Origin of the sequence: Albimonas donghaensis, assembly GCF_900106695.1 — a bacterium.
Classification (GTDB): domain Bacteria; phylum Pseudomonadota; class Alphaproteobacteria; order Rhodobacterales; family Rhodobacteraceae; genus Albimonas; species Albimonas donghaensis.
This window is the reverse complement of record NZ_FNMZ01000001.1, coordinates 551607-564627: the sequence shown is the minus strand read 5'-3', so window position 1 is coordinate 564627 and position 13021 is coordinate 551607. Positions and strand designations below refer to the sequence as shown.

Annotated in this window: 13 protein-coding genes; 11 read left to right on the top strand and 2 right to left on the bottom strand. The window is 72.4% G+C overall.

Annotated elements, in window-relative coordinates; translation table 11 throughout:
- Positions 1 to 210 precede the first annotated feature (210 nt).
- Both BLV24_RS02330 and BLV24_RS02325 read left to right on the top strand, forming a co-directional pair.
- On the top strand, positions 211 to 1467 hold the full coding sequence (locus tag BLV24_RS02330) for a CaiB/BaiF CoA transferase family protein (protein ID WP_092679518.1): 1257 nt from the start codon (positions 211 to 213) through the stop codon (positions 1465 to 1467).
- Positions 1468 to 1672: 205 nt separating this feature from the next.
- Positions 1673 to 2161 (top strand): DUF2948 family protein, encoded by a 489-nt coding sequence (locus BLV24_RS02325; RefSeq protein ID WP_092679517.1) that lies wholly within the window; start codon positions 1673 to 1675, stop codon positions 2159 to 2161.
- Positions 2162 to 2198: 37 nt separating this feature from the next.
- Here the strand turns inward: BLV24_RS02325 and BLV24_RS02320 are convergent, their stop codons facing one another.
- Both BLV24_RS02320 and BLV24_RS02315 read right to left on the bottom strand, forming a co-directional pair.
- Positions 2199 to 2861, bottom strand: coding sequence for a uracil-DNA glycosylase (locus tag BLV24_RS02320; RefSeq protein ID WP_092679516.1), 663 nt, complete (start codon positions 2859 to 2861; stop codon positions 2199 to 2201).
- A 450-nt stretch (positions 2862 to 3311) separates the two neighbouring features.
- On the bottom strand, positions 3312 to 3884 hold the full coding sequence (locus tag BLV24_RS02315; RefSeq protein ID WP_092679515.1) for a LabA-like NYN domain-containing protein: 573 nt from the start codon (positions 3882 to 3884) through the stop codon (positions 3312 to 3314).
- A 581-nt stretch (positions 3885 to 4465) separates the two neighbouring features.
- Between BLV24_RS02315 and rpoZ the strand changes: the two genes are divergently transcribed.
- The 9 genes from rpoZ (at position 4466) to rnc (ending at position 12969) form a co-directional block, all read left to right on the top strand.
- A complete protein-coding gene (gene rpoZ / locus BLV24_RS02310) occupies positions 4466 to 4825 on the top strand; it encodes a DNA-directed RNA polymerase subunit omega (protein WP_092679514.1) in 360 nt (119 codons plus the stop codon).
- A 31-nt stretch (positions 4826 to 4856) separates the two neighbouring features.
- Entirely contained in the window at positions 4857 to 7352 is a 2496-nt protein-coding gene (locus BLV24_RS02305) for a RelA/SpoT family protein (protein ID WP_342707966.1), read from the top strand.
- Between the two features lie 4 nt (positions 7353 to 7356).
- Positions 7357 to 7983 (top strand): DUF2062 domain-containing protein, encoded by a 627-nt coding sequence (locus BLV24_RS02300; protein ID WP_092679513.1) that lies wholly within the window; start codon positions 7357 to 7359, stop codon positions 7981 to 7983.
- 397 nt (positions 7984 to 8380) lie between these two features.
- The gene (locus BLV24_RS02295) at positions 8381 to 9160 is read left to right on the top strand and encodes a pyridoxine 5'-phosphate synthase (protein ID WP_092679512.1); all 780 of its coding nucleotides are present in this window, start codon (positions 8381 to 8383) and stop codon (positions 9158 to 9160) included.
- Positions 9157 to 9822 carry a LysE family translocator gene (locus BLV24_RS02290; RefSeq protein WP_092679511.1) on the top strand — a complete coding sequence of 222 codons (666 nt, stop codon included), beginning with the start codon at positions 9157 to 9159 and terminating at the stop codon, positions 9820 to 9822. Before BLV24_RS02295 ends, BLV24_RS02290 begins: the two co-directional genes overlap by 4 nt.
- Before the next feature lie 10 nt (positions 9823 to 9832).
- Positions 9833 to 10459: a LysE family translocator gene (locus BLV24_RS02285; RefSeq protein ID WP_176954594.1), complete on the top strand. Its 627-nt coding sequence runs from the start codon at positions 9833 to 9835 to the stop codon at positions 10457 to 10459.
- On the top strand, positions 10456 to 10896 hold the full coding sequence (acpS, locus tag BLV24_RS02280) for a holo-ACP synthase (protein WP_092679509.1): 441 nt from the start codon (positions 10456 to 10458) through the stop codon (positions 10894 to 10896). Before BLV24_RS02285 ends, acpS begins: the two co-directional genes overlap by 4 nt.
- Positions 10897 to 11174: 278 nt before the next feature.
- Positions 11175 to 11939, top strand: a complete 765-nt coding sequence (gene lepB, locus BLV24_RS02275) for a signal peptidase I (RefSeq protein WP_092679508.1) — start codon at positions 11175 to 11177, stop codon at positions 11937 to 11939.
- Positions 11940 to 12273: 334 nt separating this feature from the next.
- Complete coding sequence (gene rnc, locus BLV24_RS02270; protein ID WP_092679507.1) at positions 12274 to 12969, top strand: ribonuclease III; 696 nt, start codon at positions 12274 to 12276, stop codon at positions 12967 to 12969.
- The last annotated feature ends 52 nt before the right edge of the window (positions 12970 to 13021 follow it).

Below are 13021 nucleotides of genomic sequence, written 5' to 3'. Positions count from 1 at the left end.
GGCCGAGGGCCTGAACTCTGAAGATAATCGTTTCGCGCATTGATCTTGCACGGCATAGCTCAAGCGAAATCCGCGCCCTCGGGCCTCAGGCGCGCGGCGCGCCTCTCGCCGCATATCACATACCTGCTGCACGAAGGCTTGGCGGGGCGGCGGAGGGGCGTCCAAGCTGGCGGGCCGTAACGTCTCCCCTTGCCCCGGAACCTCAGCCCCATGCCTGCCGCGCCTTCCGACGCCTCCGCCGCCGCCGCCGAGCACCGCGCCACCCTGCCGCTCGCCGGGATCACGGTGCTCGATCTCGGGCAGGTCTATCAGGGGCCCTACGCCTGCTTCCTGATGGCCCGCGCCGGCGCCGACGTGATCAAGATCGAGCCGCCGGGGGGCGAAAGCGTGCGCGCCCGCGCCGCCATCTCGCGCGGGTCGGGGGCGCCCTTCGCCATGCTGAATTCCAACAAGCGCAGCCTCGCGCTCGACCTCAAGGCGGAGGCGGGCAAGGAGATCCTGCGCGGACTGGCGGCCTCGGCCGACGTGCTGCTGGAGAACTACGCCCCCGGCGTCATGGACCGGCTGGGCGTGGGCTGGGAGGCGCTGTCGGCGATCAACCCGCGGCTGGTCTACGCTTCGGGCTCCGGCTACGGGCTGAGCGGGCCGGACGCGGCGAACCTCGCCATGGACGTGACCGTGCAGGCGGCCTCGGGGATGATGGGCGTCACCGGCTTTCCCGACGGGCCTCCGGTGAAGGCGGGGCCGGCGGTCGCGGATTTCCTGTCCGGGACGCACCTTTACGCGGGCGTGATGACCGCCCTGTTCGAGCGTGAGCGGACCGGGCGCGGGCGGCTGGTCGAGGTGGCGATGCAGGAGGCGGTCTATCCCTCGCTCGCCTCCAACCTGGCGGTGGTGTTCGACGAGGGGCGCGCGCCGCCCCGCACCGGCAACCGCCATGGCGCGATGGCCGCGGCGCCCTACAACGTCTATCCCTGCGCGGACGGCCATGTGGCGATCATCGGGGTGACGGACGGCCACTGGCGCGCGCTTAGCGCCGCGATGGGCCGGCCGGAACTGGCCGAGGACCCCCGCTTCGCCGCCAAGGTCGCCCGGGTGCGGCGGATCGAGGAGACCGACGCCGCGGTGGCGGAATGGACCTCGGCCCGGACGCGGGACGAGGCCGTGGCGGCCCTGCGCGCCGGCCGGGTGCCCTGCGCGCCGGTCCGCGATCTGGTCGAGGTCACGCAGGACCCGCATATGCGCGGCCGGGGGATGCTGTTCGACATCGACCACCCGGAATACGGGGCGCTGACCGTTCACGGCTCGCCCCTGCGGCTGCATGGGGCGGCGGCGCCGGACTACGTGGCCTCGCGCCCACTGGGCGCCGACGGGCGCGCGGTGCTGTCCGAGAGGCTGGGGCTGACGGAGGACGCGCTGGCGGCGCTGGAGCGTGACGGGGTGATCGGCGGCGCGGCGGAGGACTGAGCCCCCCCGCGCTTCGCCGGACAGGGCGCCGCGCTTCGCCCGGATTTCGGCTGCGCCGGGGAAAGGGGAGCCTCGCTGCGCTCGGGTTCGGCTGCGCCGGCCGGACGAGCGCCGCCCGGCGCGACGATGCGGACGGCGCCGCGGGATTGCGTCGGCCCCATGCTCCGGGCGATACGGGATCGCCGGGAGACAGGGAGCTCGCATCATGACCGACGCCCGTTTCGAGGACGCCTCCGAACGCCCGCTCCGCCTCGCGGCCGAGAGCGTCGAGGACCTGTCGGTGATCTCGGCGCTGCTGCAGGACGCCGCCGGGCTCGCCCGAGACCTGGTCTGGATGCGCCGCAAGCGCCGCTTCGTGCTGTTCCTCAACCGCTTTCGCTGGGAGGACCGGGACCGCGCCGAGCGCGCCGGACGCCCCTATGAGCGGGTGCGCGCGGTGGCGCTGGTCGAGAACGTGATGGCGGTGCGCGCGACCGGGCTCGACCCGCGCGACCCCGACCAGGCGCTGAGCGTGCTGCAACTGATCTTCGAGCCCTCGACCGAGCCCGAGGACCCGTCCGGCGTGCTGCGCGTGGTGCTGGCCGGCGACGGCGAGATCGCCATCGAGGTCGAGGCGCTGGAAATGCGGCTGGAGGACGTGACCCGTCCCTATGTCGCGCCCTCGGGCAAGGCGCCGGACCACTCGGCGGACTGATCGCCGCCGAAGCCCCCTCGCCCGCCTCAGACGGACCTCAGACGGGGGGGCCGAGCTCCTCCCGCACGGCGGCGAAGACGTCGTTGAACATCTCCGGCGTCAGGCGGCGGGTGTTGGTGTTGTAGCGGGAGCAGTGATAGCTGTCGCGCACCGTCAGCCCGCCGATCTCGTGCCGCGCGTTATGCGCGAAGGGATGGGCGGCGAGCCGGACGCCGAGCGCGCGCAACACGCTGTCATGGCTGATGCGCCCGAGGCAGACGATCATCTTCAACCTGGGCGCGCCCGCGATCAGGGCCGAGAGGAACGGCCGGCAGGCGTTGATCTCGGGCCCCGTCGGCTTGTTCTGCGGGGGCACGCAGCGCACCGCGTTGGTGACCAGGCAATCGCGCAGGACCAGGCCGTCGTCCGGGCGGGCGGCGAAGCGGTCATTGGCGAAGCCGTGGGCGTTGAGCGTGGCGTAGAGCAGGTCGCCCGCATAGTCGCCGGTGAAGGGGCGCCCGGTGCGGTTGGCCCCGGTGACGCCGGGGGCGAGACCGGCGACGAGCAGGCGCGCCTCGGAGTCGCCGAAAGACGGGACGGGAGCGTTCCACCAGTCGGGTTCGCGCGCCGAGACCTCCGCGCGGTAGGCGACGAGGCGCGGGCAGAGCGGGCAGTCGACGGCGGGCTCTGACGACGGGGCGGGCGCGGGGGAGGCGGGCATGGGCGGGATCCTTCCGTCGCGGCCTCGCGCGCGGGCCGTTCTGCGTTGGATCGGTCCAAAGCAGCCGGAACGCGAGGGGTCAAGGGCGGGGGCGCTGCGGAGCGGATCGCGAGAGGCGGCCGCGCGGCGACCTGCGCCGCCGCTGACGCCCCCCGGCCTGGCGCCCCCCCCGGACACCGTGGTCGACATCGGCGAGGGAGCCGCGCGTCCGCCCGCTCGCCTGCGGCACGGCCCCGCCCGCGCGGCGCGGCGGCGGAAGCGCCTGTGGAGCGGTCTCCCGCGGCGAGGGTCGGCTATCAAAGCGCGCGGTCGGCGGCGTCGGGCGCCGGCGAAGGCGCCGCGTCCCCCGCGCGATCCGGCATTCGGAAGGCGGACGGCGGAGGACGGGGAACCGGAGAAGGTCGCGCCGCGCAGGCGCCGCGCGACCGGTCTTGTCGGGAGCGGTCCGGATCAGGCCTCGGACTCGGCGTCCTCATCGTCATGGGCGCGGACCGGGCGCGGCGGGCGGCCGACGATGTCCTTGAGCTCGTCGAGCTCGATGAAGTTGTCGGCCTGGCGACGCAGGTCATCGGCGATCATCGGCGGCGACGTGCGGATGGTCGACACCACCGACACCCGAACGCCCTTGCGCTGGATGCCCGCGACCAGCGGCCGGAAGTCCCCATCACCGGAGAACAACACCATGTGATCGATGCGATCGGCCATCTCCATCGCGTCGACCGCGAGCTCGATGTCCATGTTGCCCTTGATCTTGCGGCGGCCGGTGGAGTCGGTGAACTCCTTGGCCGGCTTGGTGACCATGGAGAAGCCGTTGTAGTCGAGCCAGTCGACCAGCGGGCGGATCGGCGAATATTCCTGATCCTCCACCAGGGCGGTATAATAAAACGCTCTGACAAGCTTGCCGCGCCGCATGAATTCATTCCGAAGGAGCTTGTAGTCTATGTCAAATGCCAGCGCCTTCGCCGCCGCATACAGGTTGGACCCGTCGATGAATAGGGCCAGTCGCTCGTCACGATAGAACATGCTCTCTCCGAATGCGTCTCATCGGCGCCGCCGCTTCTGCACGGTGCGCGGGGGGGTGTGCCAGGGCGCCGGGGCCGCCGCGAATCAGCCAGGACCGCCGCGAAATAGGGAACGTGATACGATAGTGCAACGTATCATCCGCCTTCCCTCCCGTAATTCCGCCCGCTCGCGTCGCGAGGAGCGCGGCGCCCCCATTTCAAAAGAGAGAACGCCCGACAGACGGCGCGACCGCTCCCTATCCTTCCACATCTTTCGTTAAAATAGCGTTAAACACAAGGCGATGCGCGGCCTGCCGCCACTTCATTTCGATTCGCTACGCAAGCGCGAACGCCAGCTGAAGGAACGCGCAATACCCCCGAAACGACGCCGCGTCCGCCACGGCTCCTCCGCTCTCGATGGCCATAGGCGGCGTCGGCCCCGCGCCCGCCCCACGCGCGGCATCTCCAGCGCGCGGGTCCGGCGAACGGGAGACCGCGCTATCCCCCGAAACCTTCGGTGTTTTCACGAAACCGGCCTTGCGTCGCGCCCCGCCCCCCTGTAGGCAGGCGGTTCCCCTGACACTGCCACCGGAGGCGTCCGCAATGGCCCGCGTCACCGTCGAGGATTGCGTCGACAAGGTCACCAACCGGTTCGAGCTGGTCATGCTCGCCGCCCATCGGGCGCGCGAGATCTCCACCGGATCGGAGATCACGATCCCTCGCGATAACGACAAGAACCCCGTGGTCGCGCTTCGCGAGATCGCGGACGAGACCCTCACTCCCGATGACCTGATGGAGGGGCTGATCCAGTCCCACCAGCGGCACATCGAGGTCGACGAGCCCGAAGAGGACTCGATGGCCATGCTCATGTCCGGCGCCGATTCCGACGCGCCGGTCGACGACATCTCGGAGGAGCAGCTGCTCCGCGCCCTGATGTCGGAGCAGGACCAGAACGCCGGCTGAGCCGGGGCCGCGACCCCGCAAGGAGGGCGAGTTGGGCGAGTTCATCCGCCAGTTCGAACTGATCGAGCGGGTGCTCGCCTATAACCCGAACACGGACGAGGGGCTTCTCAACGCCGCTTACGTGTTCGGGGCCAAGGCTCACTCCCAGCAGCGTCGCGCCAATGGCGACCCCTATTTCGGCCACCCCGTCGCGGTGGCCGGAATCCTGACCGAGCTTCGGCTCGACGACGCCACCATCGCCACCGCCCTGCTCCACGACACGATCGAGGATTGCGAGGGCGTCACCTATCAGGTGATCGCCGACCAGTTCGGCGAGGAAGTGGCGGAACTGGTCGACGGCGTCACCAAGATCTCCAAGCTCGACCTCGGCTCGAAGGAGACCGAGCAGGCGGAGAACCTCCGCAAGCTGCTCATCGCCATGTCGCGCGACGTGCGGGTGCTGCTGGTCAAGCTCGCCGACCGCCTGCACAACATGCGCACCATCGGCTTCCTGCGGCCCGAGAAGCAGGAGCGCAAGGCGCGCGAGACCATGGAGATCTACGCGCCGCTCGCCGGCCGCATGGGCATGCAGTCGATGCGCGACGAGCTGGAGGACCTGTCCTTCGAGGTGCTCAACCCCCAGGGCCGGGTGTCGATCCTGCGCCGCTTCGCCCAGCTGCGCGAGGCCACCGGCGAGGTCATCCCCCAGATCCAGGAGGACATCCGCGTTCTGCTAGAGGCCGAAGGCATCGAGGCCGAGGTCACCGGCCGCGAAAAGCGCCCCTTCGCCATCTGGCGCAAGATGGAGGAGAAGGGGCAGGAGTTCGGCCGCCTCTCCGACATCTACGGCTTCCGCATCATCTGCGCGGACGAGGGCGACTGCTACCGGGCGCTGGGCGCCGTGCATCGCCGCTGGACCGCGGTGCCGGGGCGGTTCAAGGATTATATCTCCACCCCGAAATCCAACGGCTACCGCTCGATCCACACCACGGTGTCGGGGCGCAACGCCAAGCGGGTGGAGGTGCAGATCCGCACCCGCGCCATGCATGACGTGGCCGAAACCGGGGTCGCCGCCCACTGGGCCTACAAGGAGGGCGTGCGCTCTCCCAACCCGTTCGTGGTGGACCCGTTCACCTGGCTGCGCCAGCTCACCGACGAGTTCCGCAACGCCGAGAAGCCGGACGAGTTCCTCGAACATGTGAAGCTCGACATGTTCCAGGACCAGGTGTTCTGCTTCACCCCCAAGGGCCGGGTGATCAACCTGCCCCGGGGCGCGACGCCGATCGATTTCGCCTATTCGATCCACACCCGCATCGGCGACTCTTGCGTCGGCGCCAAGATCGACGGCCGCCGGGCGCCGCTTTCCACCCGCCTGCGCAACGGTCAGACGGTGGAGATCATCCGCGCCGACGCCCAGCGGCCCCAGCCGGTCTGGGAGGAGATCGCCGTCACCGGCCGCGCCAAGCAGGCGATCCGCCGCGCGATCCGGGCCGAGCGTCGCGAATCCGACATCCGCATCGGCCGCGAGATCGTCTCCCAGTCCTTCGAGCGGGCGGGCAAGCCGCTGAGCGCCAAGGCGCTTGGCATGGCGGCGAGCCGGCTGGGCGAAGCCTCGGCCGACGACCTGCTGCGCGCGGTGGGGGCGGCGGAGATCTCGGCGGTGCAGGTGCTCACGACCCTGTTTCCCCGCGACGGCGCCTGGGACGTGCCCCTGTCCGCCGAGGCGCCGGAGCGTCCGATGGTCACCGGCGTCTCCCGCGCCCGCAAGGTCCGCTTCGGCGAATGCTGCGAGCCGGTGCCGGGGGATCGCATCGTCGGCATCGTCGCGCCCGGGCGGGGCGTGACGGTTCACGCCATCGACTGTCCCGAGCTCGCGGCCTACGAAGACGAGATGGAGGCCTGGGTCGACCTCAAGTGGGACCCCGAGACCGCCTGGTCGCAGCCGCACCAGACCTCGGTGTCGGTGACTTTCGCCAACGAGCAGGGAGCCCTCGCCAGGGTGTGCACGGTGATCGCGGATCTGAAGGCCGATATCACGCATCTGGAGTTCACCGAGCGCAAGCCGGACTTCTATCGCGCGCGCTTCGACCTCGAGGTGCGCGACGTGAAGCATGTCAGCCAGATCGTCGGGCAGCTGGCGGCGGAGCCGATCATTCATGCCGCGCGCCGGATCATGCCGGCGCGGGATGGCGGGGGGCGCGACGGCGCGGGGCGCGACGGCGGCTCCCGCACGCCCCGGGACTGGAGCGCGTCTGGCATGGGCGGCGCCTCGGCCGTGACCGGGGGCGCGGCCGAGGCCGGCGCCAGGGCGGCGGCGACCGGCGCGATGACCGCGGCCGCGGGCGCCCTGCCCGCCCGCGGCCCCCAAACCGCCCCCGCACCCGCAACCGCACCGGCCTCCTCACCGGCCTCGTCCCCGGCCGCTCCCGCCGGCGCCGCCTCGGCCGAAACCCGCAGGCCGGGCGAGCCCCGAAAGCAGGACGAAACCCGCAGGAAAGACGCCGCGACCGAGCGCCCGGACCCGGTCGTTCCGGGCCCCGGGAGCTGATCCCGTGTTCCGCCGCCGCGATCCGCAGCCCGTGCGCGACCGCGTTCGCGAGTTCCTGTCGCCCCGCAAGGGCTGGCAGCGGGGCTATCGCTATCTCGGCAAGCGGGTGCAGCGGCTTCCGGACACCCCGCATCGCATCGCGCTGGGCTTCGCCTGCGGGGTGATGGCCTCCTTCACGCCGTTCTTCGGGTTCCATTTCGTCATCGCCGCCGCCTTCGCCTTCGTGGCGCGGGGCAATATCCTGGCCTCGGCCACCGGGACCTTCACCGGCAATCCGCTGACCTTCCCCTTCATCGCCGGCGCCTCCATGTGGATGGGGGCGCGCATCACCGGCCTGCATGTCCAGCCGCCCCTTCACGGGTGGAGCTTCCGCTGGCTGTGGGACAATCTCGACGCGATCTTCATCCCCTACCTGGTCGGCGGCCTGTTGCCGGGTGTCGTCGCCTCCTGCGCGGTCTATTTCGCGGTGCGCCCGGTGATCTCCACCTACCAGAACCGCCGCCGCCTGCAGCTGATGGAGCGCGCCAAGCAGCGCGTCCATGAGGCGGCCGAGCGGCGCAAGGCGGCGAAGGAGGCCAAGAAGGCCCTGAAGCTGTCCCGCCGCGCCGGGGCCCGCGACCTGCCCGGCTGAGCCGCCCGCCCGGCCTGCCCCCCGCCCGGCGGGGCCCAACGCAGGACCGAGTTTCGCGCCCGCCCCCCGGCCGTCCCCGCATGGGGCCCGGGAAGGGAGCGCCGCGTCCGCCGGCCCGCCGCCTGCGCCCGCTCGCCCGCGGCGCGCTGAAACGGGGGCGCCGTCGGAACCGTCTCCCCGCCCCCCGCTTCCGCCCCGCCCCCCGCGTCCGCCCCGCCCCCCGCGTCCGCCCCGCCATGTGCCGCCCGCCCCGGTTCCGCCGGGAACCCGGATGCCGGGCCGCGCGGGCGGGCGCGCGCAACCCGCGTCCCCGTTGACGCGCGGCCCCCCGAGACAGAACGCTCCGGACGCCTTATGGTCGGTGAAACCCGAACCGTTCCCGCCCGGAGCCGACCCCATGACCAGCCCTCTGCACGGCCGCCTGCGCCTCGGCGTCAACATCGACCACGTGGCCACCATCCGGAACGCCCGCGGCGGCGCCCATCCCGACCCGATCCGCGCCGCCAAGATCGCCGAGGCCGCGGGCGCCGACGGCATCACCGCGCATCTGCGCGAAGACCGCCGCCATATCACCGACCCCGACATCGAGGCGCTGGCCCGCGAGCTGACCGTTCCGCTGAACTTCGAGATGGCCGCCACGCCGGAGATGCAGGCCATCGCGCTTCGCCATCGCCCCCACGCGGTCTGCATCGTGCCCGAGCGGCGCGAGGAGCGGACCACCGAGGGCGGGCTGGAAGTGGCGCGCGAGGAGAACCGGCTCGCCCATTTCATCGCCCCCCTGAGCGAGGCCGGCTGCCGGGTCTCCATCTTCATCGCCGCCGACGCCCGCCAGATCGAGGCCGCCGCCCGCATCGGCGCGCCGGTCATCGAGCTGCATACCGGCGCCTATTGCGACGCCCATCACGAGGGCCGTTTCGCGGACCGCGACGCGGAACTGGAGAAGCTGCGCGAGATGTCGGCCTTCGGCGCCTCGCTCGGGCTCGAGGTCCATGCCGGCCACGGCCTGACCTTCGACACCGTCGCCCCGGTCGCCGCCTTCCCCGAGGTGGCCGAGTTGAACATCGGCCATTTCCTGGTGGGCGAGGCGATCTTCTCCGGGCTCGACAGCGCCATCCGCCGGATGCGCGGGGCCATGGACCAGGCCCGGCAGGACGCCTTCGGCGAGGGCGCGGCGTGAGCGCGCTCTGGCTGGGCTTCGCGGCGTTCGCCGCCGCCTCGGCCAGTCCGGGGCCGACGACGCTGGCGATCATGGCGACGGGGCTCGGCTCCGGCCGGCGGGCGGCTATGGGGCTGGCCGCGGGCGTGGTGGTCGGGTCCTGCACGCTGGGCGCGCTGGCGGCGGGCGGGCTCGCCGCCGTGCTGGCCTCGGCCGGCTGGGCGCTGATCGCGATGAAATGCGCCGGCGCGCTCTATCTCGCGCGGCTGGCCTGGAAGATGGGGCGGTCCGCCGCCCGGCCCGATCCGGCGCCCGGCGCGACGCCGGCCTCCGGCCCGGCCCCGCTGGGGCGCTGGTTCCGACGCGGGCTCGCCATGCATCTCGTCAATCCCAAGGCGATCTTCGGCTGGGCCGCGATCATCACCGTGGGCCTGCCGGCCGAGGCCGCGCCCGCCGACGCCATCGCGCTGCTCGCCGGCTGCGCGGCGATGGCGGCGACGATCAACTTCGGCTACGCGCTTGTCTTTTCCACCGCGCCGCTGATCCGCGCCCATGCCGCCGCCCGCCGGCGGATCGAGGCCGCCTTCGCCGCGCTCTTCGCCGCCGCGGCATCCGCGCTGGCCTTCCGCGCCGCCGGCGACCTGCTGCGCCAGCTTCGCGCCCCCGCGGCGGCCGCGACGTGACGGCCGCGACGTGACGGGCGGGGACCTGGCCTCCGTGGCGGCGATCTACCTCGCCACCATCTTCTCTCCCGGGCCGTCGACCATGGCGATCTCGGCCACCGCGCTCGCCCGCGGGCGCGCCATGGCGCTGGCGCTGGCGGGCGGGGTCTGGTGCGGCTCGATCTTCTGGTCGGCGATGGCGGCGGCCGGGGTCTCGGCGATGATGACGGGCAGCCCCGCGCTCATGGCCGGCCTGCGCTATGCCGGCGGCGCCTACCTGATCTGGCTGGGCTATCGCGCCCTGCGCCGCGCCATGGCGGCCGAGGCCCCCGCCCCCCGCGCCATCACCGCCCGCGACCTGCGCATGGCCTTCCTGCGCGGCATCGCCCTGCACCTGACCAACGTGAAGTCGGTGCTGTTCTGGGGCGCGCTGTTCTCGCTCGCCGTCGGGCCGGAGGCGACGCCGTGGGAACTGGCCGAGGTGGTGGTCATGTGCGGCGCGCTGGGCGCGGTGATCTTTCCAGGCTACGGGGTGGTGTTCTCGACCCGCCGGGCCGCGGACGTCTACGCGCGCGCCCGGCGCTGGCTGGAGGCGGGCTTCGGCGCGGTGTTCGGCGCCGCCGGCCTCGCCCTGATCGTGGGGGGACTTTCGCGATGATCGTCGGCATGGGCTCCGATATCGCCGACATCCGTCGGATCGAACGCACGCTGGAGCGGTTCGGAACCCGCTTCGTCAACCGCGTGTTCACCGAGACCGAGCAGCTCAAGTCCGAGCGCCGAAAGGAACGCGCCGCCTCCTACGCCAAGCGCTGGGCGGCGAAGGAGGCGTGCTCCAAGGCGCTGGGCACCGGGCTGCGCATGGGCGTGGCGTGGAAGGAGATGGGGGTGGCGAACCTGCCCTCCGGCCAGCCGACCATGGTGCTGACCGGCGGCGCCCGGACCCGGATGGAGGGGCTGATCCCCCCCGGCTGGGAAGGAAGGATCCACGTGACCATCACCGACGATCACCCCTACGCCCAGGCTTTCGTGATCATCGAGGCCCTGCCCCCCGGCACGCCCCCCGCCCCCTACCCGACCTCCGGACGGACGAACTGAACCGGCTCTTCCGGAGCCGGGCCGCACGGCCCGCGTCCTCCCCCCGCCCGCGCGTCCCCGTCGGCACGCCCCCGTCCGCGCGTCCCCGTCGGCACGCCTCGGCGCCGCATTTCGGCAACCCATTTCCGCCCCGGTCACGCCCCCGGCCCGCCCGCGCCCGCGCGCCTTGACTTGGACGAGGGCGAGGGCGACAAACGCGCGCCCGTCGCAGGCACGGAGCGCGTCCCGCCTCCGCCCCGCCGCGAGCGGATCGCGGAACGCACCAGGACAGGAACGCAATGGCCAAGGCGCAGAAGAAGGAAGGCTTCGGCGAGCTTTTCAAGACCGTCGTCTACGCCCTTCTGATCGCGGGAATTTTCCGCTCGTTCCTGTTCCAGCCGTTCTGGATCCCGTCGGGCTCGATGAAGTCGACGCTGCTGATCGGCGACTTCCTGTTCGTGTCCAAATACGCCTACGGCTATTCGCGGCACTCGTTCCCGTTCTCGGCCCTGCCCTTCTCCGGCCGCATCTTCGCGTCGGACCCCGAGCGCGGAGACGTCATCGTCTTCAAGCACCCGGCCAATAACGAGGACTACGTCAAGCGCCTCGTCGGCCTGCCGGGCGACACCATCCAGATGAAGGGCGGGCTGCTCTACATCAACGGCGAGGTCGCGCCCCAGCGCCCCGACGGCGTGTTCATCGAGCCGGTGATCCCCGGGCATTCCCTCCAGTGCAAGGATTACCCGCGCGAGGACGGCAAGGTCATGTGCCTCAAGGAGCGGTTCACCGAGACGCTGCCCAACGGGGTCGAGCATCTGGTGCTGAACGCCGACGACAACCTGTCGACCCTGTCCGACAACACCCGCGAGTTCCGCGTCCCCGAGGGGCATTTCTTCTTCATGGGCGACAACCGGGACAATTCCAACGACAGCCGCCAGAGCGTCGGCATGGTGCCCTTCGAGAACCTCGTGGGCCGCGCCGACCTGATCGCGCTCAGCTTCGGCGGCGAATTCTGGGAGGTGTGGAACTGGCGCGCCGATCGCTTCTTCGTCTCGATCCATTGATCGGGGGCGCCCCGCGGGCGCCGGCCCCGCCCCCCGCGCGGCCCGAGCGGCCGCGCCCGGAGCGGCGCCGGGACGCCCCGCGCCCGACACCCGCGCGGCGCCTCCGCGCAGGCGCGCGCCACGCCGCCGCGCCGCGCGCCGCCGAGTCCTTCGCGACCCCGTTGCCGGCGACGCCGACGCCCGCGCCCCGGTCTCCCGCGGCCGCGGGCGCCCCGGTCCGGCCTGGCGCCCGGGTTCCCGCGGCCGCCCGCTTCCCCCGCCCACCCGTTTTCCGCCCGACCGCACTCCGCCCGTCCGCACTCCGCCCGCCCGCACTCTGCCCGGGAGCCTTCCCATGACCTCCCGCGAACTCACCGCTCATGCCGCCGCGCTTTCCGCCAGTCTCGGGGTCGAGGTGCTCGCCTCCGACCGGCTGGACGAGGCGCTGACCCATCCCTCCGCCTCCTCGCGCGCGCGGCCCGACAACCAGCGGCTGGAATTCCTCGGGGACCGGGTGCTTGGCCTGGTGATCTCGGAGGCCGTGTTCGACCGCTTCCCCGACGCGCCCGAAGGCCGGCTCGCCCCGCGTTTCAACGCCCTCGTGCGCAAGGAGACCTGCGCCGAGGTGGCCGAGAGCCTCGGCCTCGGCCCCATGCTGCGCCTCGGCCGATCCGAGGCGCTGGGCGGCGGGCGCAAGCGCCCCGCCGTGCTGGGCGACGCGATGGAGGCGCTGATCGCCGCCATCTATCTCGACTCCGGCATGGACGCGGCCCGCGCCGCCATCCTCGCCGCCTGGGGCGGGCGCATCGACGCCGCCGCCCGCACCCGCGCCGACGCCAAGACCGCCGCGCAGGAATGGGCGCAGGCGCGGGGCCTCGCCCCGCCGACCTATGTGGAGCTCGCCCGCTCCGGCCCCGACCACGCCCCGGTCTTCACCATCGCCGCGCGCATGGAGGACGGGACCGAGGCCACCGCCGAGGCCCCGTCCAAGCGCGCCGCCCAGCAGGCGGCCGCGCAATCGCTTCTCAATCTCCTGGAGTCCCGCGGATGACCCCCGCCGACGAACATGACGACGACCGCAAGGACGCTCCCGCGCCCGAGGC

Bases quoted from the DNA above. Each gene is read 5' to 3' on its own strand.
- BLV24_RS02330 (WP_092679518.1), top strand. From the start codon at position 211: ATGCCTGCCGCGCCTTCCGACGCCTCCGCCGCCGCCGCCGAGCACCGC.
- BLV24_RS02325 (WP_092679517.1), top strand. From the start codon at position 1,673: ATGACCGACGCCCGTTTCGAGGACGCCTCCGAACGCCCGCTCCGCCTC.
- BLV24_RS02320 (WP_092679516.1), bottom strand. From the start codon at position 2,861: ATGCCCGCCTCCCCCGCGCCCGCCCCGTCGTCAGAGCCCGCCGTCGAC.
- BLV24_RS02315 (WP_092679515.1), bottom strand. From the start codon at position 3,884: ATGTTCTATCGTGACGAGCGACTGGCCCTATTCATCGACGGGTCCAAC.
- rpoZ (WP_092679514.1), top strand. From the start codon at position 4,466: ATGGCCCGCGTCACCGTCGAGGATTGCGTCGACAAGGTCACCAACCGG.
- BLV24_RS02295 (WP_092679512.1), top strand. From the start codon at position 8,381: ATGACCAGCCCTCTGCACGGCCGCCTGCGCCTCGGCGTCAACATCGAC.
- acpS (WP_092679509.1), top strand. From the start codon at position 10,456: ATGATCGTCGGCATGGGCTCCGATATCGCCGACATCCGTCGGATCGAA.
- lepB (WP_092679508.1), top strand. From the start codon at position 11,175: ATGGCCAAGGCGCAGAAGAAGGAAGGCTTCGGCGAGCTTTTCAAGACC.
- rnc (WP_092679507.1), top strand. From the start codon at position 12,274: ATGACCTCCCGCGAACTCACCGCTCATGCCGCCGCGCTTTCCGCCAGT.